Here is a 21432-nt window from a genome sequence, read left to right as displayed (position 1 = left end):
ATGTCCTTATTGCGATGTCCTTTGTCATTCATCGTCGTGTGCTCCTGCCCGATCAGGTGCTCAGATATTCCTGGACCGCCGCGTAGCTGCGGTCGTAGCCGCCGCGAGCCCGCGCCGGCATGCCGTTGAAGATGCCGCCCTGCACGTGCACGCCGGCTGCGCGCAGACGCTTCAACGCGTCGGTGATCTCGCCCTCGCTATGCATGCCCGAACGCATCACGAAGAAGGTCGAACCGGCATACGCGCCGATGATCGACGCATCGGTCACCGCAAGCACCGGCGGCGTGTCGATCAGGATCACGTCGTAGCGTTTCGCGAGACCGTCGAGGTATTGCGGCAGACGCGGCGACATCAGCAGCTCGGACGGATTGGGCGGACGGCGCCCGCACGAAATGAAAGTCAGGTTCTCGATCTCCGACGCGCGAATCGCCTCCTCCAGCGAGATCTGGCCGCTCAGCAGTTCCGACAGGCCGTTATCCTGCGTGCCGCCGAGGAAGCGTTCGAGCACACCGCGGCGCATGTCGCCGTCGATCATCAGCACGCGCTTGCCCGAATGCGCGAGCAGCACCGCCAGGTTGACCGTGAGGAAGCTCTTGCCGACGCCTGCCATCGGGCCCGTGAGCATGACGATGCGGTTCTTCGCGTCCATCATCGTGAACTGCATCGACGTGCGCAGGCTGCGCAAGCTCTCGACCGTGACGTCCTTGGGACGCGCATTCGCGAGCACCGAGCGCAGGCGTTCGCCGCCGCGCTGGAAGCCGTTTTCGAGCAGCGTCTGCTCCGCGCTCATCGGCACGAGCCCGAACACCGGCAGATGGAACGCGCGCTCGATGTGCTCCGGGTCGTCGATGCCCTTGAACATATTGCGGCGCAGGAACACAAAGCCGGTGCCCGCGATCAGCCCGAGGATCGTGGCCGCCGACAGGATCAGCGCCTTCTTCGGCTTGACCGGCGCGCCGGGGCGCAGCGCGGCGTCGACGATATGCACGTTGCCGCCCGTGCCGGCCTTCTGCACCGAAAGCTCCTGCACGCGATTGAGCAGCAGCACGTAGATGTCTTCCGCCACCTTCGCGTCGCGCTGCAACTGCACGGCTTTCACTTCGGTGGCCGGCAGATCGCGGAAGCGGTCCGCGTATTTGGTGCGCTGCGCCTGCAACTCGGCCATCTGCTCGCGCGCGGCCTTGAGCATCGGATGGTCGTCGCCGTAGCGCTCGGTGAGCTGCGCCATCTGCAGACGCAAGCCGGCGATCTGCTGCTCGTACTGCACGCTGCCTTCGAGGTACACCTTCGCCTCCTCGCTCGCATTGATCGAGCCGGACTGGCGCTGATACGCGGTCAGCGCGGCCTCGGCGCGTTCCAGGTCCGACTTCAGGCGGGGCTCCTCGCTCTTCAGGAAGTCGAGCATCTTGCTCGCGTCGGCCTGTTTGTTCGAAATATGCTGGCGCACGTATGACTGCGCGAGCGCATTGGCGACGAGCGCGGCATGCTCGGGATTCTTGTCCTCCAGCGAAATCTGGATCACGCCGGTTTGCTTGCCCTGCTCCTGCACGTTGATTGCCGACTGGAACGCGCTGATCGCGTCGAGATCGTTCGCGCGGACCACCGTGAATTCCTCGCCCGGACGCGCGACCAGTTTGTTCACCAGCATCGTCACGCCGCCGCCCTGCGCCTGCTGCCCGACTTGTCCGCGCAGCAGCAGCGCGCCGTTTTCCGCATGCAGTTCGTAACGGCCGCCGTCGAGCGCCTTCATGGTGAGCTTCTGGCCTTCGAGTGCGGGCAGCACGTCGATCGAATCGATGTCGGCCACTTCACCGCCCCACGCATACGACGTCAGGCCGAGCCATGGCCGCGCCGGCTCGCCGGGCGTCGCCATGCGGGCGGCAATGCTGCCGAGAAGCGGCAGCGTCTTCGGTGTGACGCTGAAGTTCAGCTTCATCTGCTCGACCACAGGACCCACGACGCCGCGGCTTTTGATGATTTCGATCTCGGCGTCTGTCGGCAGCGAGGTCGAGCCGCTCGTGATCGCGGCGCCGGTCTGCGTCTGCGTGAGCGCCTGCGACGTGTTGTCGGCCTGCTCGACGCGCACGTGCGCATCGGCCGAATAGATCGGTTTGGCGAGCACACAGTACGCACCGGCAATCGCGACGACCGCCGCGGCGATTGCGATCAGCCACCAGATGTCGTCGAGGATCACTTGCAACAGTTGCCCGAGAACGACGTCCTCTTCTTCGGTCCTGAGCGGACCGGTGATGTGTGGAGAGATTTGATTGCTCACGATTCGATCCCGTATCGGTTGCTTTTGCGGTTGCGTGCGTGCATCTGCTTCGGCGTTTGCTTATCTGTCTGCTTATCTGTCTGCTTATCTGTCTGCTTATGTGTCTGCTGATGTGCTCGTTTCGTGCGTTTGCTTCCTGGCTTCGCCTCGGTCCCGCGCCGCGGCCATCGGAGGATGGCGCGGCGCGGGCCTGTCGCGGCTCAGGCGCTTAGCGCGTGAGCTGCTTCAGGTAGAACAGCGTCTGCACGCTCGGCAACACCTGCTGCAACACACGGTTGAACGTGGTCGATGCAGCGGTGCCCACATACACGACGTCCATCGGCTGCAACTGGAACTGCGCGGACAGCATGATTGCGTCGGGCTGTGTCATGTCGAGGCGGTACACGTCCGGCGTCGTCGGATGCTCGCGCATGCCGCGCATCACGAAGATCTGGCGCGGATTGGCATCCGTGTCGAGAATGCCGCCCGCTTGCGTGAGCGCGTCGGCAATCGTGAGACGGCCCTTGAGCATCGGCAGCTGGATCGGCGTCTTCACCTCGCCCATCACGAAGATGCGGCTGTTGCTGCGGTCCGGCACGTTGATCACGTCACCGTTTTGCAACATCACGTTCTGAGTGGTGTCGCCGGCATCCAGCATGCGGTTCGCATCGAGTACATAGAGCTTGTTGTTGCGCGTGAGGCGCACGCGCTGGATATCGGCGTCGGCAGTCGTGCCGCCCGAGCGCGTCAGCGCATCGACCAGCGTGAGCGGCACGTCGCTCACCGCGAGCGGGCCCGGCGTCTTCACTTCGCCCGTGACCTGCACTTTCTGGCCGCGGTACGACAGCACGCGCACGTCGACCTGTGGATTGCGGATAAAGCGCACGAGGCCGCTCGCGAGCTGATCGCGCAGTTCGCCGACGGTTTTGCCCGCAGCCCGGATACGGCCGACGAACGGGAAATAAATAGTGCCGTCGGCAGCGATGGTCTGGCCGTACGGATCGGCCTGGCCCGGCAGCGCTGCCGTGTACGGCTGCTGCAACGCGCCGGCGATGGTCTGCGTGCTGGTGCCGCCCGCCGACAGCGTGCTGCCCTGCGGCGTGGTCAGTTCAGGGTGATCCCACACGGTGATGCCGAGAATGTCCTGCGGCGAAAGCCGGTAGACGTATTGCGACGGATCGCTGAAGGTCGACGTGGGCAGCGGGCGCGGCGGCGCGCTTGCTTCGGCTTGGGCTTGCGCAGCGACGACGCTCGCGTCGATTACATGGACCGGATAGGTTTCCGCGGGCTGGCTCTCGTGCTGGCCGTCGTCTTTCAGACGCGACGTGTCGAGATAGTTGCCCGGTGCGGTGGCGCAGGCCGTCAGGAACGACGTCAGCAGCAGCGTGGCGGCGAACCTGGCTTTGAGGTTCGCTCTGAGGTTTGCTTTGCGGTTCGCGATTGCGTGTGTAGCGTGTATTTTCATCAGCATATTTTTTTCAGCCATCCCATGACCAGGTGTTCGATGAGCACGAGACTCTCCCTGTAAGCGGATTCCTCGCCGCCGTGCGGATCGGCGACGTCGGGCACGTCTTCCCACTTGCCGAGCGGGAAGACCTTGCCGCGCGAAGCCGGATCGAGCGCTTCGACTTCGCTCACCTGCGCGCGCTCGCTCACGAGCACGAGATCGGCGGACCGCACGAGTTGCCGGTCAAGACGCCGCGAACGATGCGTTCCGGAGGCGACGCCGCGCTCGGCGAGCAGGCGTCGCATGACCGGGTCCATGCCGTGACCGTTCATCGCCCGCACGCCCGCCGAATGAAACGCAATCGACCCCGCCGACGCATGCGCGCGCGCGCCCTGGCGTGCCTTGAACAGCATTTCGGCGGCGGGCGAACGGCAGACGTTGGCGTGGCACACGATCAGAACATTGGCGAACATGTCGGGGCTCCGTGAAGATGCGCGGCGGTTCAGCATGCAAGCGACCTGCGAGCCGGCCTAGTGGCCCGCCTCCGCTGCCGCGAGCGCGTCCGCCGGCGTGAGCGGCAGGCCGTTTGCGCCGACTCGCGCGGGCGCATTGCGCAACGCATGCTGACGGCCGATCGCGTGATACTCGATGCCGAGTTCGAGCAGCGTGTCCGGTTCATACAGGTTGCGGCCGTCGAAAATGAGCGGCGTCTTCAGAATCGCTTTCAGCGCGTCGAAGTCGGGGCTCTTGAAGACCTTCCACTCGGTGAGGATCACGAGCGCGTCGGCGCCTTCGGCAGCTTCCATCTCTTCGTTCGCGAAATGAAGGCGTGCGTACTGCTGCGGCACGTCCTTCAGATCGAGCGCGAACACACGCTTCGATTCGTCGATTGCGACCGGGTCATAGGCTTTCACGCGCGCGCCGCGGCGCAGCAGCTCGGCGATCAGCGCACGGCTCGGCGCTTCGCGCATGTCGTCGGTATTGGGCTTGAACGCGAGGCCCCACACGGCGAACGTGCGGTCCGACAGGTCTTCGCCGAGGCGCGCGACGATCTTCTGCGCAAGCACCTTCTTCTGCGTATCGTTGACGGCTTCCACCGCTTCGAGAATGCGCAGGTTGGCGTTGTGATCGGCGGCCGTGCGGATCAGCGCCTGCACGTCTTTCGGAAAACACGAACCGCCATAGCCGCAGCCCGCATACAGGAAGTCGTAGCCGATGCGCGGATCGGAGCCGATGCCGCGACGCACGGCCTCGATATCGGCACCCACGCGATCGGCCAGATTCGCGAGCTCGTTCATGTACGAGATGCGCGTGGCGAGCATTGCGTTCGCCGCGTACTTGGTGAATTCCGCCGAGCGCACGTCCATGTAGAGCGTGCGTTCGCGGTTGCGGTTGAACGGCGCGTAGAGGCGCTTCATCAGTTCGCGCGCTTTTTCGCCGGGCACGTCCTCGTCGCAACCCAGCACGATGCGGTCGGGCCGCGTGAAGTCTTCGACCGCCGCGCCTTCCTTGAGGAACTCGGGATTCGACACGACCGAGAACATGTGATTGAGATTGCGCTTCTCGAGCTCTTGCGCGACCGCCTCGCGCACGCGCGATGCCGTGCCGACCGGCACCGTCGACTTGTCGACGATCACCTTGAAGCCCGTCATATGGCGGCCGATGTTGCGCGCGGCGGCGAGTACGTATTGCAGATCGGCGGAGCCGTCTTCGTCCGACGGCGTGCCGACCGCGATGAACTGGATGTCGCCGTGCGCGACCGCCGCTTCGACATCGGTGGAGAACGTGAGGCGGCCGGCCTTGCGATTGCGCGCGATGATCTCCTGCAGACCCGGTTCATGGATCGGCACGCCGCCGTTGTTGAGCACGTCGATCTTGCGCTGATCGACGTCGAGACAGAAGACGTCGTGGCCGATGTCGGCCAGACATGCTCCCGTTACGAGGCCTACGTAGCCACTACCGATGATCGTCAGGTTCATGTATTACCTCGCAGGAAATTGGAGTTGGTTCAATATGCGTTGTTGCCGACAAAGCCCTTCCACAGCGTCAGCACGACGATCTTGATGTCGAGCCAGAAGGTCCAGTGCTGCATGTAGTACAGATCGAGCTTGACCCGGCCCATCATCTTTTCGATGCGGTCTGTTTCGCCGCGATAGCCGTTGATCTGCGCCCACCCGGTGATGCCCGGCTTGATCCGGTAGCGGTGCATGTAACCCTTCACCAGGTCCTTGTAGATGTCGTCGTGTTCGAGCGCATGCGGACGCGGCCCGACCACCGACATCTCGCCGCGCAGCACGTTGATGAACTGCGGCAGTTCGTCGAGGCTCGTGCGGCGCAGGAACGCGCCGACAGCGGTAATCCGCGGGTCGCGCCGCGTCGCCTGGGTGATCCTGCCGGCCTCTTCCTTGTGCACCTTCATCGAGCGGAATTTGTAGATTTCGAACTCGTTCCCGTCGATGCCCTTGCGCTTCTGGCGGAAGAACACGGGACCTGGCGAACTGAGCTTGACCATCGCCGCGATCACGAGCATCAACGGAGCGAGCGCGGTCAATGCGGCGAGCGCAAAGAGCCGATCGAAGATGCGCTTGGGCAGCACGCGCAAATCGGTGATCGGCGACGCCGCCAGATTGATCGCCGGCACGCCGAGCAACTCGACCATCGGCTGATTGAAAAGAGTCAGGCTGCGCACATCCGGAATGAAGCGGATGTTCACGAAGTCGTTGCGCAGATCCATCACGAAGCGATGGATCTCCTTCTCCTTCGAGATCGGCAGTGCGAGCCATAACTCGCGAATCGCGCGCTGACGCACGAGCTCGATCATGCGCTGGTAGTCCCGCTCCACGGGCACGCCTTCGATCGCGTCGGACGTATCCGGGTCTTCGTAAGGGTTGATGGTGGCGTCTCCGTCGAACACCACTACCGGGCTGAAGCCCGCGTCCGGACGGCTGCGCATCTGCTGGATCAGAAAGCGCCCATACGGCGCGCCGCCGACAATCGCCACCGCGCGCTGGTTGAAACCTTCGCGGCGCAGTCCGCGCAGAATCGAATAGACGATCACCTTCGTGACGATCAGCAGCACGATCGTGACGACCGCCCAATACACGAGCCACAGCCGCGACAGACTATCCGCGCGATGCAGGCTGAAGCTGATCAGCACGCCGGTGACTTCCACCATCGCCCAGCCGCCCGCGACGCGGCACAGCAGGTCGTACAGAGGCTTGCCGCGCCACGACTGATAGATGCCGAGCGCCGGAAAGAACACCACCACGAGCAGGACGTCGAAGGCGAGCGACACGCTTTGCATATCGTCCAGCCACACCGCTTCCCCGCTGTGCACGGCCGCCGCGATCGCGGCGCCGAGCGCGACCATCGCGATGTCGATGATTCTCGATAGAACGCTCAGCATGTGCTGCCCCTCAGTTCGTCAGTCAAGTGCCATGCCGTTGGTTAGTCGGCTGGTGGGTTCGAATCACGCGGCCTCTTCGATCCGGCAGCAGCGCGCACAACGCCGGTATTCGCGTTGGCAAATAACTGCCCGACGCGAAACCGATTGAAGCCGTGCTAATTGCAATTCCGTTCCCCGCATTGCCAACCGGATGCTCGGCCGCAGCGAAAAACGTGTCTCGGAATGAGTGAATGTCCTTCTGCAGGTATAGATAAAGCGTTATTAAAATTCGCTTCGCAAGGCCGCAAAAATCTCAAAATGTATCGGTCAAAAATTCTATGTTTTTTATGCAATTTATTCGGTATCTTTTACCGCAAAATATGCGGTATGGCGGTGTGAACTGGTTGCGTTTCGCCCGTTCACGGCGTTGCTCGGCCTCGAATCTTGTTGGCGTCCTACCGCTTCGACCGATAGTCTCGTCCATGCGTCAGCGTAAAAAAATGCGTTGGCTGTTTTTTTCGCTTAATTTTTATTTTTGGAAAAGCAGCGGTGACATTCCTTGTTCACGAGACATTGAATTTATAGCGCGCTTTATATAGTTTCCATTTAACGCGCTTTTATTGATTTCGCCCTTCGTGATAAAACTCGATGCGTTCACCCAGCCCCCGAGGAGTCCATCATGACAGCTCCGGTTACGGCCACGTCCGCCGACACCCGGTCCACGCAAGCGACGTCCGCGCACGTCAAACTCAAGGTCCATCCCGTGATTCTGGCGGGCGGCTCCGGCACGAGGTTGTGGCCGATGTCGCGCGAACAGCACCCGAAACAGTTGATCGGCCTGCTCGGCGAAGATTCGCTGCTGCAATCCACCACACGCCGGCTCGACGGCCTTGAGGCCGGCTATCCGCTGACCGGGCAACTCGTCGTGGTGGCCAACGAGGAACAGCGCTTCACGACCGCAGAGCAGTTGCGCACGAGCGGCAAACCGACTCGGCTGATTCTCGAACCCGTGGGCCGCGATACGGCGCCTGCGCTGACCGTGGCCGCGCTTTCAATCGCCGCGCAGGACGAGGACGGCATCATGGTCGTGATGCCCGCGGATCATGCGGTGACCGACATCGACGGATTTCATGCAGCGGTCGCCGCAGGCGTGCAGCACGCGGCGGCGGGCAATATCGTCACAATGGGCATTGTGCCGACCCGCGCGGAAACGGGCTATGGCTATATCCGGATCGGCGCGCCTATCGCTACGCCTGGCAATCCTGATGAAACGCAGGCACAGGATGCCGCCAACGCAAACGCAGACGCGAACGCTCCGATCACTGCGCACAAGCTCGACCGCTTTGTCGAAAAGCCCCACCTCGAACTTGCGCAGCGCTACGTCGAATCGCGCGAATACTGGTGGAACAGCGGCATTTTCATCATGCGAGCGTCGACGTGGCTGAAGGCGATCCGCCACTTTCAGCCCGCCATTTACGAAGCGTGCGACGCGGCTTATGCGGGCGGCAAATCGGATGGCGATTTCTTCCGCCTGCAGCGCGATGCGTTCAGCGCGTCGCCGTCCAACTCGATCGACTATGCAGTGATGGAGCAACTCGGCCACGATCAGACCGCCGCCTCGGGCATCGTCATGCCTTTGCAGGCGGGCTGGTCGGACGTGGGTTCATGGGATGCGATCTGGGACATCTCTGAGAAAGACGCCGAGCAGAACGTCGGCCGCGGGCGCGTGATGTTCGAAGGCGCATCTTCCACGTTTGCCCATTCGGAAGGACGCCTGATTGCCTGCGTGGGCACGCAGGATCTCGTCGTAGTCGAAACGGCCGACGCCATTCTCGTCGCGGACAAATCGCGCGTGCAGGACGTCAAGAAGGTCGTGGCGCGCATTCGCAGCGAGGGCGGCCTCGAAGCGGCCAATCATCGCAAGGTGCATCGCCCGTGGGGCAATTACGATTCAGTCGACACCGGCGAGCGCTTCCAGGTCAAGCGCATTGTCGTGAAACCGGGCGCTCGCCTCTCGCTGCAAATGCATCATCACCGCGCGGAACACTGGATTGTCGTGCGCGGCACCGCACTCGTCACGCGAGGTGAAGAGCGCTTTATCGTCTCCGAAAACGAATCGGCTTATATCCCGCTAGGCGTCACGCACCGTCTTGAGAATCCCGGCAAGATGCCGCTTGAAATGATCGAGGTGCAATCCGGTTCGTATCTCGGCGAAGACGATATCGTGCGCTTCGACGACACATACGGACGCCAGTGAAGCACTGAATCACGTACGCGAAGTTACTTGCAGGCACAGCCCTGAATCACAGCGAATGAAGCGGAAACCTGCGGCGGTTGCTCCGACAGCCGCGGGGTACTGCATGCTCATCCCGCGTGGGAGATGAGTTCTGTGTATGACGGATAACGCTCTGCTGGTTCGCGCTCGGTGACCGCATGTGCTGCCGCGTCCGCAGCATCCACCGCATTTGGGATATTCACCGGGCCTGACGCGGTCACCGCGGCCGGTTCGCCCGGATAACGCCGCAGCGGTCCGCGAAACGCATTCAGAGGACCATGCAACGGCGCGCCATGATGCGCGGCGACCGGCTCCGGCAAATGACGCATGCCGGGTAACGGACGAGCCGGCGCCGCAGCATTCGGCGCGTGGCTTGCTGGTCCATTTGGCGCATAGGCAGGCTTGTGCGCTTGCATTGGCGTTGCATGCGGTTGCGGCGCGCGAGCCTGCGGCGCGGCTTGCGCTGCGGCCAGCGTGCGGCACTCGCGATCGACCCACTGCGCCGCCCACTCGAACGCATACTGCTCGGCGGCCTGAGGATCGGCGAAACGCGGACCGACGAGGCCGGAACGCTCGACGCGCCTGCCGTCCATCATGATCTCCGCCCATGCGCGATACATCTCGTTAGGCACGCGCTCGGCGGCGACATAGATCAGATAGCCGTGCCGCTCGGCAACTTGCCGGCCACGCGGTGCGAGACTCGCCGGCAGCGGGCTGCGCTGCAACGCCGCTGCGGGCATCGTGCGCGCCGAGGCAATCGCGGAATCCAAGCCCTGCATGGCGGCGCCAACCGCACCGGCTTCGCCCATTGCGCGCAAGTCCACGCGCAGCGCAGGGCGCGGCGCGTAGGCGACCGAGGGCGTCGGAAAGGCCGGCGCGCGCGCTACAGCCCGTGGTGCATAGGGTGCGGACGGTGCCGATGGTGTGTACGGTGCGAACTGTTCGGTTGGTGCGACATTGTCGATACCCGCCAACTGACGTGTGATGTCCGCAAACGGATCGGCAGAACGCCAGTCGCGCGCGTGAGACGGCAGAGCCGCGTGCAGCGCATTCGCGGCGTTGCCGCTCGTGCCGGGCGCCTGCCAGGACTCGGGGCTTTTCCACGACACACCACGCGGAGCCTCGTCGCGCGATCTTGAGGTTTCTGCCGCCTGCGCCGCCGGTTTGGCCACAGGCTTGGCCGCAACCAGCGGCGTAGGTTGAGGGACGTACGCGAACGTGCGCCCGGTCCTGGACAGAAGCCGAACCATCTCGAGCAGCGTGCCGTTCAACTGCCATTCTTCAAAGCGGCGCCGGCAAGTAGGACCCGACGGATACCGGCCCGGCAGCTTCGACCAAGGCTCTCCGGTGGTCAGGATCCACAACACTGCATTGGCCACGACACGTGGGTCGGCGCGGGGCCGCCCGCGTCGGTTCAGACGGACGGCCGGCTCATCTGAGACAAGCGCTGCCAGCAGCGCCCATTCGTCATTGCTTAGCTCATCGAAAAACATGGATTTTCTCCACGCAGCCTGGCCGGGCCGCGGCTTTGGGCTGACCACGGATTCAACTTTCACGATCCGTGTGTAACCCTCGGTTGCACAAATATGTTTTGTACGTTCTGTCTGGTGATCAATACCGCCCTGTATTAGTGCGGTTTGTCCCTATTGCGAAGCACAGAACGTGGTCTCACTCGTGCATGGGAGAATTGTGCACGAAGCATACCATCATCAGGGTTTGCGTGAATATCGTTGCGACAAGTGTTACGGATAGAAACAAACTTCTCTTGTGCATTCCATCTTTTCACGTCAGGCCGTAACGGAAATGCTTGCTGCGATAGCACCGGTTTTTCTGTAGCGAGCCTGAGAATTCGAAAAAGCCGCGAATAACCAATACGAATTCGGCAGCACGACGGCACTCGAAATCTTGCTAAATCTTTGCACGGCCGCATGGGCCGGTTCGTTGTGAGCGCATCGAGTGCACGGTGCCAACGATCGATGACATCGATGTGGCAAGAAAGCCTTCCCGCGTCTTACCGACAACGCGGGCGAAACACCTCGCCCGCGCGTACGTCGGCGTCTTCTAACGGACGGGACTGGCTGCACCCTCGCCGACCACGGTCGTCCATTCGCGCACGCGCCAGCGTGTCACAAGGCCGGCTTGCACGTACGGATCCGCCTTGGCAAAGGCCTCGGCGGCTGCGGGCGACTCGCCGGTGAAAAGCAGCACGGCAGTGTCGACGGGTTCGTTCAACGCGCCGGCGAGCAGCAGTTCCCCGCGCTCCGCCGCAGCCCACGCAAGTTTCAGATGCTGCTCGCGGTGAGCGCCGCGCTGTTCGAGATAGTCCGGCACAAGATCATAGGTCAACAGGTAGTGCATGGCATGCTCCTTTGGTTGGTCTGACACGACAGCATCGGCGCACCAATGCGCACGGCTGCGGGGGAGATAGATTTCAGCATTTCCGTTCGGATTTCCTTACCAATTGCCATTCGTGTGCGGGTGCAGCAAAAAGTCAATGCAGCGCGAATTTTTCTCATTCCGGCACTCGCGGCGGCAACAGCCCGATTTACAGCCCCAACTGCATTTGTGGATTAATCTGCAATGCATAACATAATGGCCGGTCGGCGATTGCGCCTTTTGAATTCCGCGAATGCCGCAATCGCTGCTTCATCAGGGAAAACGCGCGGGTGCGCATGTCAGCGCAAACGCGGTTTTGGCCGTTGATGCAGACAGCATTTGCCATAATGGACTTGCCGAGGGCCGGATGCGTCGACGCCCGCGTGCAGGAAGACCAAAACGTTTTTACACCGATGGAGTGTCACATGAAATTTCAATCCGCAATCGCTGCACTGGTACTCGGCACCGTCCTCGCTTCGCCCGCGTTTGCAGAGAACAGCCAGCAAACGAAGATGGCGGACTGTAACAAGCAGGCCGCCGACAAGAAAGGCGACGAGCGCAAGGCGTTCATGAAAACCTGCCTTTCCGCGAAGCCGGCTGCCGCACCCATGAGCCAGCAGGACAAGATGAAGGCGTGCAACGTGCAAGCCACCGGCAAGAAAGGCGACGAGCGCAAAACGTTCATGAAGAGCTGCCTGTCATCCGCGCCGGCTAACTAAGCTGCGGGCATTGCCGGAAAGCGCCGCGTGCCTCGCGCGGCGCCCGATCCTCGCAATATGCTGTCTGCGTTTTTCACGTACCCGCTTTCCCCGCCCCTCTCCGTGCCGCCGCCCGAACGCGCCGTTTTTCTTCTATGATGGCTGCGGAGACGGCCCACCCCACACAATATCCATACGGGCCGCCATCTTGTCGTTGATGCCGAAAAGCATCGATTGGAGGCAAGGATGGTATCGAAGCATAAAAACCGCTGGTTGAGGCGGTGGCTGGTCGTCATCGTATGTTGGGCCGTGCCCGTGGCGATCGTTGCAGTCAGCGAGATTCGCGAGGAGATGGCCTACAACGCCGTCGACCTCGAGCGCGCGCTGACCACCTGGAATTTCACCGACGCACAGCGTGCCGCCGGCGCCCCCGCCCGCTGCCACGGCAAGCCCGACGAGGCGCAAGCCGCCGGTTGCCCGGCCGATGTGCTTGCGGCCAACGCGCCGCGCCAGCAGGACGCCCGCAACGAATACAGCGTGCGCCGCTCTACCCTGATGGCTTATCTGTGGCATGCGTTCGTCGGTTACTGGATCGTGCCGGCGCTCACGCTGCTTGCCGTGGGTGTGCTGATCGGCGGGGTGCGGCGCGCACTCAGGCGCCCGCCGGCGGTCAAGAGCCCGGCTAACCACGGCGGATAGTGTGCGGCGTCGAGACAACACTTTTCGTTCGATCGTGACGCGAATCGCAGGGCATCCGAATCGGTAAAAATTGGCATCTGCATGGGTTTCCGTGCGCCCGCCGCTCGACAACCCGCAAGCGAATCCGCGACGCCATGAGCCCGTTCGATCACGCTTTCTGCGCCCCGCGAGCCTCGTTGCGGCAGCCGGTCAGATTTACAGCGCGTCTTTTTCGATCCCCCGCAAAGCCCCGCCGCATAAGGCTTTTCGCCTATACGTGCGAGGGCGCCTTTTGGCGTGCCGTGTGATATAACTCAGAAGGCAGCCCCGCAACTTCCGCGGCTGCGCCCCGGAACCATACGGAGAAAAACGATGCAAAGACGACACTTCATGATGAAGACTACCGCTGCGCTCGCTTTCGGAGGCCTTGCACTTGCCGGTTGTACCACCAACAAGGGCGGCCACGACACACCGGCCACCGACGCGTCCAAACGTCAGTCGATCGACGCCAGCGTCGACGGCACCTTGTCGCGTCTCTACACGACCGTGAAGGGTTCACACGAACTCGTCTCGAAGGCGCGCGGCGTGCTCGTGTTCCCGTCGGTCCTGCAGGCCGGCTTCATCGTCGGCGGGCAGTACGGCGAAGGCTCGCTGCGCGTGGGCGGCAGCACGGTGGGCTACTACAGCACGATTTCCGGCTCGTTCGGCTTGCAGGCCGGCGCACAGTCGAAGGCCATCATCTTCCTGTTCATGACGCAGGACGCGCTCGACAAATTCCGCAATGCCGACGGCTGGTCGGTAGGCGCCGACGCTTCGGTCGCGCTCGTGAAGATGGGGGCGAACGGCGCGATCGACACCAACACCGCTACGGCGCCTGTCGAGGTATTCGTGCTGACCAATACCGGCCTGATGGGTGATCTGTCGTTGCAGGGCACAAAGGTTTCGCGCCTGAAGATCTGAGAATCTGGCGGCGGACCAGCGGCCTCGCATCACGAACAACCGCCCGCGGACGTATGCGGCTGCGCGTCCGATTCGCCTGATTCCCGCAACGGTGTCCGGGTTGGACGCGGGGCTTGCGCAGTGTGAACCGCGCAAGGCATCGCAGTGCGCGGAAATCTCACGACAGGCCGGCTCCGTCGCGGAGGCCGGCCTTGCCCACCCCTTGCCCACCTTTCATGCGTTCAACTTACGGTTCCGGCAAACGGTGCGCAGACCAGGCATGAGCTTCTCGTAATGCGCAAGTGCGCACGTTGGCCCGGTGGCCAATCGTGCTGAACCGTCTGCGCGCCCCGCTCGCGACAATCAACGCCCCGAGCTGTCCACCACCTTGAAACGCGAACGCTTTTGCGCGCGAATCACCGACTGATACGCATCCACATATTGCTGCGCCATCCGGTGCGATGTGAAGCGCTCCTCGAAGCGCTGACGCACGCCGGCACGCGGCATCTTGTGCAGCCGGTTGACCGCCGCCACCGCCCCGATCTCGTCTTCAACGATAAAGCCGGTCAAGCCGTCTTCGAGCACCTCCGGCACCGAGCCGCGATTGAACGCGACGACCGGCGTGCCGCAAGCCATGGCCTCGATCATGACGAGGCCGAACGGCTCGGGCCAGTCGATCGGAAACAGCAGTGCATGGGCGCCTGACAGGAATTCGGCCTTCTGATGATCGGCGATCTCACCGATGAACTCGACGTGCGGCAAGTCCAATAGCGGCCTGATATCACGCTCGAAATATTCGCGATCCGCGGTGTCGACCTTTGCCGCGATGCGGATCTGCATACCGCAACGCCCAGCAATGCGGATAGCCGTGTCGACGCGCTTTTCAGGCGAAATGCGCCCGAGGAACGCGAGGTACTTCTGCTCGACCGGCTGCGGCGTATAAAGCTTCTCCGGCAGGCCGTGATAAACCGTGGTCAGCCAGCGCGCTTGCGGCAGCGGATGGCGCTGCGCGTTCGAAATCGAAATGACCGGCGCGGTGTTGAATGTGTCGAACACCGGCTGTTGCTCGGGCAGATCGAGGCGGCCGTGCATGGTCGTGACGAACGGTGTCTCCTGCCGCTTGAACACCGAGAATGAGTAATAGTCGAGGTGAAAATGCAGGACATCGAACTCTTCGGCCTGGCGGCGCACGAGTTCCATCAGAAGCATGTGCGGCGCCACGCGGTCGCGAATGCCGGGATCGAGGCGCAGCGCGCGCGGCCACACGGCCTCCAGCTTCGCGCTCGTCACCGAGTCGCCGCTTGCGAACAGCGTCACGTCATGGCCGAGTTCGACGAGCGCCTCGGTGATGTACGACACGACGCGCTCCGTGCCGCCGTATAACTTCGGCGGCACCGATTCGGTCAAGGGGGCGATCTGCGCAATCTTCATAGTTGTCTCCGTGAACTGACGGTTGCGGCGCTGGCTTGTGCGGCGGCCCGGTTCATACCGCCTTGTTAGCGGCGCCGGACCGGGAAGCAGGTCTTCCGTCTTTCGATTAATGCGCTGAGGCCGGCGCGCGCGCCACAGGCATCGGAGCATTATTCCCTGGCAGGCGCTAAAAAGCGCCCGGTATTGCATTTTTTGGGCGCTGTTACATTCAGCTTACATCGCACGGGACATCGAAATATGAGGGCCGCTCATACGTTTTCGGCCTCAACGCGACGGCCATTTCCACGGCGGTATATCGCGCTCTTCGGCATCGGCGAGACGCGTTGCACCGAAATGCTTCTCGAGCACGATCGACTCGCTCGCGTCTTCGCGCTCGAGTGCCGCGATCAGCCGCGCCGCATGCGAGACGACAAGCACCTGTGAGTGGGCGGCAGCCCGCGTGATCAGCCGTGCGAGCGCCGGCAACAGGTCCGGATGCAAACTCGTTTCCGGCTCGTTCAACACCAGCAACGCGGGCGGACGCGGCGTCAACAGCGCGGCCACCAGCAATAAATAACGCAAGGTCCCGTCTGACAGTTCTGCGCCCTTTAGCGGACGCAGCAGGCCGTGCTGCTGCATCAGGACTTCGAAGCGGCCGTCTTGTGTCGCGACGTCAAGCCGCGAGCCGGGAAACGCATCGTCGATGGCGGCGTCGAGTGCAACAGGGTCGCCGATCTCGCGAATGGTTTGCAAAGCCGCGGCGAGATCCGCGCCGTCGTCGGAGAGAACCGGCGTATGCGTGCCGATTTGCGGCGGGCGCGCGGGCGCGTCGACGTCGGTTCGGAAATGGTCATAGAAGCGCCACGAGCGAATCTGTTCGCGCACCGCGATCATCTCCGGCGCACCGCGCGGGTCGGCGAACTCGGTCATCATGCTGTCAAAGCTCGCGACGGGTTGCGGGACCGTCTGCCAGTCGCCGTTTTCGTCGCGCGTGCGCAGCGCCGCTCCTTGCCGGTCCACCAGCAACGCCGACGGCCGCAGCACCGGTCCACTCCAGATGCACTCGCACTTGATGACGGGATCGAGCACGAACCTGCTTGTACCCGGATGCGGCAAGCCGAGGTCGATTGCATAGCTGAACTGGTCGCCAGCGAAGCCGAGCCGCAGACTCACCGGTGAGTTGCGGGTCGTGCCTTGAACCTCGAATTCGCCGCTCAGCATGCCTCGGGAAAAACGCTCCGGGCCGGCCCATAAGGTGGACGGCAAGCCGCCTTCGCGCGCGAGCGACGTGATCACGCCGCTACGCGCCGTATCGGCTAGCAAACGTAGTGAACGATAGACGCTCGACTTCCCGCTGCCGTTGGCACCTGTGATGACGTTAAGCCGCCCAAGCGGCACGATCAATTCGCGCAACGACCGGTATCCGGCGATGGCGAGCGCGGTCAGCACGCGGCCACCCGTGGATACGATGTCCGGCAGGCCGCAGGTACCCCGCTACCTCGCGTGCCCCGTTTGCCCCGCCGGCATGCGCGCGTGACATCCCGTTTCGGACCGCTCATTACTTATGCCCGCCGCCCACGGCCGGCTTCTGCAGCGGCACACTGCGCAAGTCACGCAGGAAGCTGTCGCGCCACACGCCGAGATCGTTCTTGCGCAGCGCCGCCATGTTGATCTCGTGACGCCGCTGACGCGCGTCGAGCGGCATTTGCAGCGCGCGCTGCAAGGCCTCGCACATGCCGATCGCATCGTGCGGATTCACGAGCAACGCGCCTGTTAGCTCAGCCGCGGCGCCCGCGAAAATGGACAGCACGAGTACGCCCGGATCGTCGGGATTCTGCGCGGCGACATATTCCTTGGCGACGAGGTTCATGCCGTCGTGCAACGGCGTGACGAAGCCGATCTGCGACTCGCGGAACAGCGACATTAATTTCCAGCGGTCGTATTGCTGGTTCAGATAGCGGATCGGCGTGTAGTCGAGGCCCGAATAGCGCCCGTTGATGCGCCCTGCTTCGTACTCCAGATCCTGACGGATTTTCTGGTATGTGGCGACGTCCGAACGCGTGGGCGGCGCAATCTGCACGAGCGTGACGTTGCCGCGCCACTCGGGCGAACGTTCCAGCAGATGCTCGAACGCGCGAAAGCGTTCGACGAGCCCCTTCGAATAATCGAGCCGGTCGACGCTCATGATCAGCTTGCGGCCTTCGAGGCTTTGCTTCAGATCGAGCACGTGCTGACGGCTTTCGTAGCGCTTTGCCTGCTCTGCGATCTCGTCCGGAAACACACCGATGCGGTAGACGCCCGTACGCAGCTTGCGGCCGAACGCTTCGACGAGACCGTTCGACACCGAGCCGCGCGCGTGACGGGTGACGTAATCGTGAAACGCCTCCTGATCGGTCGCGGTCTGGAAGCCCAGCAGGTCGTAGCATGACAGCGACTTCACCAACTCCTCGTGCGGCGGAATGTTGAGCAGAATCTGCGGCGCCGGAAACGGAATGTGCAGGAAGAAGCCAATGCGGTTCGTGATGCCTTCGCTGCGCAGCGCTTCCGCGAACGGGATGAGGTGATAGTCGTGAATCCAGATCACGTCGTCTGGCTCGAGCAGCTTGATCAACTTATGCGCGAGCCACGCGTTGACGCGGCGGTAGCCTGCATACTCCTCGCGCTCGTAGCGCGCGAGGTCGTTGCGGTAGTGGAACACCGGCCACAGCGTCGCGTTCGAGAAGCCGCGGTAGTACTGGTCGTAGTCCTTGCGCGTAAGACCCACCGTCGCGAAGGTGACCGCGCCGTCCTGTTCGAGCGTCGGCCCGGCATTGGCGACGGTCTCGCTAACCACGTCGCCGCTCCAGCCGAACCACACGCCTCCGGCATCCTTGAGCGCGCCGAACACGCCGACGGCGAGCCCGCCCGCCGATCCTTTGGTTTCCGTCGGCGTTGCGACGCGATTCGACACGACGATCAGTCGGCCCATGTTGCTAGTCCTCCTTGTTGCGCGCGGCATCTGCCAGAGTGCAGCCGGCGCTCGTCACGCAGCGAGCGCCTCGAAAACTTTCGCATGGTGCACGCCATGCCGCGCCGAGTTTATGAGTAAGTGGACGGTTCGACCCTTTGACGTCCGATCGGTTGCATCGCCGACGGCGTCGGTCCGAGCAGAAAGCCCCATGCGGACGCCTGCGGTCCGCTAGGCAATTTCTTTTGCCTTGTGCGACGGCGCTGCCGCGGCCGCCGCCTGACCGGGCCGGCTCGCCACCGGGTCTGCCTCAGTATGCGCCGCCGTGCTGCCGGCCGGCGTGCGAGCGCTGCGCGGAACCCAGTCGAGCGGCTCGCTCTTACCGTTTTCGAGTTCTGCGGAGACCTCCGCACGTGCGCGCGGCAGATACTGCGGATAGTGCTTCTGGATGAAGTCGAGCAGCCCCTCGCGCACGCGGCAGCGCAGATCCCAGTTGAGGCCCGAATCGAGCGAACTCACGAGGGCGCGCAATTGCATCGAGCGCTCCGTGCCCTCGGTGACTTGCAGAACCTGCACGCGCCGGTCCCACTCGGGCGCCGCCTCGACGATGCGCGCAAGTTCCTCGCGCAGCGGCGCGAGCGGCATCCGGTAATCGACGTAGAGAAACACCGTGCCGATAATTTGCGAACTGCTGCGCGTCCAGTTCGAAAACGGGTTTTCGATAAACCATTGCAGCGGCACGATCAGCCGCCGCTGGTCCCACAAACGCACCGACACATATGTTCCGGTGATCTCCTCGATGCGCCCCCATTCGCCCTGAATCACGACGACGTCGTCGAGCCGAATGGGTTGCGACAGCGCAATCTGCAAGCCGGCGATCAGATTGCCGAGCACCGGCCGCGCGGCGATACCGGCAACCAGACCGGCCACGCCCGCCGATGCAAGCAGGCTCGCGCCGATCTGCCGGACATTCGGGAAGGTCATCAACGCGCCGCCCACGCCGACGATCACGATCACGAGCATCACCGAGCGAGCCAGCACTCTCGCCTGCGTATGGATGCGGCGCGCTTGCAGATTGTCGGCGGTATCGAGCGGATGCGCCTGAATGATTGCCTCGCCGATGGCCGCCGCCGAACGCACCGACAGCCACGTCAACGCGCCGATCAGCGCGATCGCCGCGGCGTCGCGCAACGGCGAGATGAAGGTGAGCGTGTCAGGCGCCTCCCACCATACGGCTTCCAGCGCGAGAATGATGAGCACGAACAGCGAAGGCTTGTCGATATAGCGCAGCACGACACTGGTGAGCGGATAAGGCCGCGCGATTCGGGTCACGATACGTGCGCCCACGCGGTGCACGCCGATGCCGATCAGTACGGCGACGACCGAGATCATCAAAGCGCCCAGCCACGTATGCAGCGGTGCTTCGGCGATGCGGTCAAGGTGGTCGAGTTCTTCGAGAAAAGGCATGAAGGACAAACTCCTTTTCGATTGAGTGTGGAGAGGCCGGCGGCCATGAAACGCGGCGACGGCAAAATGTGACGCGCGCCGCGGGACGGACCCGCCGGACGCGCTCGTGAAAGGCGCACTGAAAAACACCGTGAAGCGCCTTCGACGCGGACGCGCGCATCGAAAGATGCGCTCCGCTTTTCGAGCCGGCCGCGTACGTGCAGTGTCGCGTCCGGCTCATGGGAGAACGTGTGTGCGTCGTGCAGCACACGTCCTTTCAGCTCATATCAACTGCCGCTTTTGCAAGGAAACGCTTTGCCGAGTCCCAGTGAGATCGCCGTGCTCGCGTTGTAGCCCCCGACAATCGGATTTTCCGCGATGTACTTGCGTACCGCGTCGGTCAGTTGCGCCGAGCGCGCGTCCTGGGGCAAGCAGAAGTATTGCCCGACGCGCGGGCCCGTCGTGCCGCCGATCGCGTCGATGGTGTTGAAGATGCCGTCGGCGGCGCCTTCGATGTATGCGGCGCACGCACTGCGCGACGCTACGTCGGTCTTTGTGCACAGCTTGTTGAGGTCGCCTCCCGTGAACGCGGCTGCCGACAACGGTACGGCAAACGCGCTGGCGAAAATCAAAGCCCGCAGCATGGTGTTCCTTTCCAGGGTCGTTTATCAGGCGGTCTGTTGCCGCATGCGGACGGCGCGCGAACGCGCCGCAACAAAGTCGTCATTCTGCACTGTTTTGCGATGCGGCAGCAGGCCGGCAGCCGCGATCTTCAGGCAAGCAGCGGCGTACACCGGCACATGCCGGTGCGCCGCGCGCTCTACTTTTGCTGCATCTGCTGCAAACGCGCGGTCAGGCCTTCGACGACGTCCGGCTCCTTGTAGGTCTTCGCGAAATCCAGTGCGGTGAGGCCGATCTGGTTCTTGACCGTCAGGTCCGCGCCGTTGTCGAGCAGCAGCTTCACCGTCGAAACATGGCCGCCGCGCGCCGCCATCATCAGCGGCGTGGTGCCGTTCGGGGAGCCTGCGTCCACGTAGGCGGAATGGTCGAGCAGCAGTTTCACAATGTCGTCGTGGCCGTTCGCGGCCGCGTAGTGCAGCGGCGCCCAGCCCTTCTTGTTCACTTCGGCGTCCTTCGCGATCAACTGTTTGACGAAGTCGATGTCGCCGTTCAGCGCGGCCATCATCATCGCGTTTTCGCCGGCTTTGTCTTCGATCTCGACGTTGGTTTTCGGATTCGCGAGCAGCGCGGCGCCGACCTTGTCCGATTTCTCGCGCGCGGCCAGCACCAGAAGCGGCATGCCCTGATTATCGACGCTGTTCGGGTCCATGCCCTTGGCGAGCAGTTTCTTGACACCGTCGACGTCGTCGAATTTGACCGATTTGATCAGCGAATCGATCGGCGCGGCCTGGGCCGGCGCCGCTATCAGCGAACTCAGCGCGGCGCACGCCACCGTGGCCGCCAGCGCGGCGCGGGAGAAGCTGCGGCGCGCAGACGTGCATGCTGCACGGGCCGTTTGAGCGGCTTGCCGCGCGTGGATCAAAGTGGAATCGTTCATCATGTTTTACTTTAGGGTT

At 63.1% G+C, this 21432-nt stretch carries 17 protein-coding genes; 4 read left to right on the top strand and 13 right to left on the bottom strand.

The features are described from left to right. Positions 1–52: 52 nt before the first annotated feature. The 5 genes from RW095_RS27915 to RW095_RS27895 all read right to left on the bottom strand — a co-directional run bounded on the left by RW095_RS27915 (position 53) and on the right by RW095_RS27895 (position 7107). A complete protein-coding gene (locus RW095_RS27915) occupies positions 53–2251 on the bottom strand; it encodes a polysaccharide biosynthesis tyrosine autokinase (protein ID WP_317022704.1) in 2199 nt (732 codons plus the stop codon). Positions 2252–2483: 232 nt separating this feature from the next. Further along, positions 2484–3725 (bottom strand): polysaccharide biosynthesis/export family protein, encoded by a 1242-nt coding sequence (locus RW095_RS27910; RefSeq protein ID WP_317022702.1) that lies wholly within the window; start codon positions 3723–3725, stop codon positions 2484–2486. Continuing rightward, entirely contained in the window at positions 3719–4174 is a 456-nt protein-coding gene (locus RW095_RS27905) for an arsenate reductase/protein-tyrosine-phosphatase family protein (RefSeq protein WP_317022012.1), read from the bottom strand. The genes RW095_RS27910 and RW095_RS27905 overlap by 7 nt, the downstream gene beginning before the upstream one ends. A gap of 57 nt (positions 4175–4231) precedes the next feature. Then, on the bottom strand, positions 4232–5680 hold the full coding sequence (locus RW095_RS27900) for a UDP-glucose dehydrogenase family protein (RefSeq protein ID WP_317022011.1): 1449 nt from the start codon (positions 5678–5680) through the stop codon (positions 4232–4234). A gap of 29 nt (positions 5681–5709) precedes the next feature. Further along, a complete protein-coding gene (locus RW095_RS27895; RefSeq protein ID WP_317022010.1) occupies positions 5710–7107 on the bottom strand; it encodes an undecaprenyl-phosphate glucose phosphotransferase in 1398 nt (465 codons plus the stop codon). A 658-nt stretch (positions 7108–7765) separates the two neighbouring features. Between RW095_RS27895 and RW095_RS27890 the strand changes: the two genes are divergently transcribed. Continuing rightward, complete coding sequence (locus RW095_RS27890) at positions 7766–9343, top strand: mannose-1-phosphate guanylyltransferase/mannose-6-phosphate isomerase (RefSeq protein WP_317022009.1); 1578 nt, start codon at positions 7766–7768, stop codon at positions 9341–9343. Positions 9344–9450: 107 nt separating this feature from the next. On the opposite strand, the gene RW095_RS27885 is transcribed toward RW095_RS27890, so the two are convergent. Then, positions 9451–10854 (bottom strand): transposase, encoded by a 1404-nt coding sequence (locus tag RW095_RS27885; protein WP_317022007.1) that lies wholly within the window; start codon positions 10852–10854, stop codon positions 9451–9453. A gap of 568 nt (positions 10855–11422) precedes the next feature. Next, positions 11423–11719: a YciI-like protein gene (locus tag RW095_RS27880; RefSeq protein WP_317022006.1), complete on the bottom strand. Its 297-nt coding sequence runs from the start codon at positions 11717–11719 to the stop codon at positions 11423–11425. 443 nt (positions 11720–12162) lie between these two features. Between RW095_RS27880 and RW095_RS27875 the strand changes: the two genes are divergently transcribed. The 3 genes from RW095_RS27875 to RW095_RS27865 all read left to right on the top strand — a co-directional run bounded on the left by RW095_RS27875 (position 12163) and on the right by RW095_RS27865 (position 14073). Then, on the top strand, positions 12163–12456 hold the full coding sequence (locus RW095_RS27875) for a PsiF family protein (RefSeq protein WP_128591853.1): 294 nt from the start codon (positions 12163–12165) through the stop codon (positions 12454–12456). Positions 12457–12681: 225 nt separating this feature from the next. Next, positions 12682–13134: a hypothetical protein gene (locus RW095_RS27870; RefSeq protein WP_317022005.1), complete on the top strand. Its 453-nt coding sequence runs from the start codon at positions 12682–12684 to the stop codon at positions 13132–13134. A gap of 351 nt (positions 13135–13485) precedes the next feature. After that, entirely contained in the window at positions 13486–14073 is a 588-nt protein-coding gene (locus tag RW095_RS27865; protein ID WP_317022004.1) for a BPSL1445 family SYLF domain-containing lipoprotein, read from the top strand. A gap of 342 nt (positions 14074–14415) precedes the next feature. Here RW095_RS27865 and RW095_RS27860 read toward each other — a convergent pair whose 3' ends face one another. The 6 genes from RW095_RS27860 to RW095_RS27835 all read right to left on the bottom strand — a co-directional run bounded on the left by RW095_RS27860 (position 14416) and on the right by RW095_RS27835 (position 21416). Continuing rightward, positions 14416–15483: a glycosyltransferase family 4 protein gene (locus tag RW095_RS27860; RefSeq protein ID WP_020065944.1), complete on the bottom strand. Its 1068-nt coding sequence runs from the start codon at positions 15481–15483 to the stop codon at positions 14416–14418. Positions 15484–15747: 264 nt separating this feature from the next. Further along, positions 15748–16911 carry an AAA family ATPase gene (locus RW095_RS27855; RefSeq protein WP_317022003.1) on the bottom strand — a complete coding sequence of 388 codons (1164 nt, stop codon included), beginning with the start codon at positions 16909–16911 and terminating at the stop codon, positions 15748–15750. A gap of 109 nt (positions 16912–17020) precedes the next feature. Then, positions 17021–18430, bottom strand: coding sequence for an alpha,alpha-trehalose-phosphate synthase (UDP-forming) (gene otsA, locus RW095_RS27850; RefSeq protein WP_317022002.1), 1410 nt, complete (start codon positions 18428–18430; stop codon positions 17021–17023). 210 nt (positions 18431–18640) lie between these two features. Next, the gene (locus tag RW095_RS27845; RefSeq protein ID WP_317022001.1) at positions 18641–19876 is read right to left on the bottom strand and encodes a mechanosensitive ion channel family protein; all 1236 of its coding nucleotides are present in this window, start codon (positions 19874–19876) and stop codon (positions 18641–18643) included. Between the two features lie 266 nt (positions 19877–20142). Beyond that, positions 20143–20499: a Rap1a/Tai family immunity protein gene (locus tag RW095_RS27840; protein WP_317022000.1), complete on the bottom strand. Its 357-nt coding sequence runs from the start codon at positions 20497–20499 to the stop codon at positions 20143–20145. Between the two features lie 176 nt (positions 20500–20675). After that, entirely contained in the window at positions 20676–21416 is a 741-nt protein-coding gene (locus RW095_RS27835; protein ID WP_317021999.1) for an ankyrin repeat domain-containing protein, read from the bottom strand. Between the last annotated feature and the right edge of the window lie 16 nt (positions 21417–21432).

This window comes from Paraburkholderia kirstenboschensis, from assembly GCF_032806925.1.
GTDB classification, from domain to species: domain Bacteria; phylum Pseudomonadota; class Gammaproteobacteria; order Burkholderiales; family Burkholderiaceae; genus Paraburkholderia; species Paraburkholderia kirstenboschensis.
Note: the sequence above shows the minus strand (reverse complement) of the source record. Positions and strands in the feature narration are given on the sequence as shown.

Excerpts from the sequence above, each read along its gene's own strand:
- RW095_RS27910 (WP_317022702.1), bottom strand. The coding sequence starts at position 3,725 with ATGCTGATGAAAATACACGCTACACACGCAATCGCGAACCGCAAAGCA.
- RW095_RS27895 (WP_317022010.1), bottom strand. The coding sequence starts at position 7,107 with ATGCTGAGCGTTCTATCGAGAATCATCGACATCGCGATGGTCGCGCTC.
- RW095_RS27890 (WP_317022009.1), top strand. The coding sequence starts at position 7,766 with ATGACAGCTCCGGTTACGGCCACGTCCGCCGACACCCGGTCCACGCAA.
- otsA (WP_317022002.1), bottom strand. The coding sequence starts at position 18,430 with ATGGGCCGACTGATCGTCGTGTCGAATCGCGTCGCAACGCCGACGGAA.
- RW095_RS27875 (WP_128591853.1), top strand. The coding sequence starts at position 12,163 with ATGAAATTTCAATCCGCAATCGCTGCACTGGTACTCGGCACCGTCCTC.
- RW095_RS27880 (WP_317022006.1), bottom strand. The coding sequence starts at position 11,719 with ATGCACTACCTGTTGACCTATGATCTTGTGCCGGACTATCTCGAACAG.
- RW095_RS27845 (WP_317022001.1), bottom strand. The coding sequence starts at position 19,876 with ATGCCTTTTCTCGAAGAACTCGACCACCTTGACCGCATCGCCGAAGCA.
- RW095_RS27885 (WP_317022007.1), bottom strand. The coding sequence starts at position 10,854 with ATGTTTTTCGATGAGCTAAGCAATGACGAATGGGCGCTGCTGGCAGCG.
- RW095_RS27865 (WP_317022004.1), top strand. The coding sequence starts at position 13,486 with ATGCAAAGACGACACTTCATGATGAAGACTACCGCTGCGCTCGCTTTC.
- RW095_RS27835 (WP_317021999.1), bottom strand. The coding sequence starts at position 21,416 with ATGATGAACGATTCCACTTTGATCCACGCGCGGCAAGCCGCTCAAACG.
- RW095_RS27870 (WP_317022005.1), top strand. The coding sequence starts at position 12,682 with ATGGTATCGAAGCATAAAAACCGCTGGTTGAGGCGGTGGCTGGTCGTC.
- RW095_RS27840 (WP_317022000.1), bottom strand. The coding sequence starts at position 20,499 with ATGCTGCGGGCTTTGATTTTCGCCAGCGCGTTTGCCGTACCGTTGTCG.
- RW095_RS27905 (WP_317022012.1), bottom strand. The coding sequence starts at position 4,174 with ATGTTCGCCAATGTTCTGATCGTGTGCCACGCCAACGTCTGCCGTTCG.
- RW095_RS27860 (WP_020065944.1), bottom strand. The coding sequence starts at position 15,483 with ATGAAGATTGCGCAGATCGCCCCCTTGACCGAATCGGTGCCGCCGAAG.
- RW095_RS27900 (WP_317022011.1), bottom strand. The coding sequence starts at position 5,680 with ATGAACCTGACGATCATCGGTAGTGGCTACGTAGGCCTCGTAACGGGA.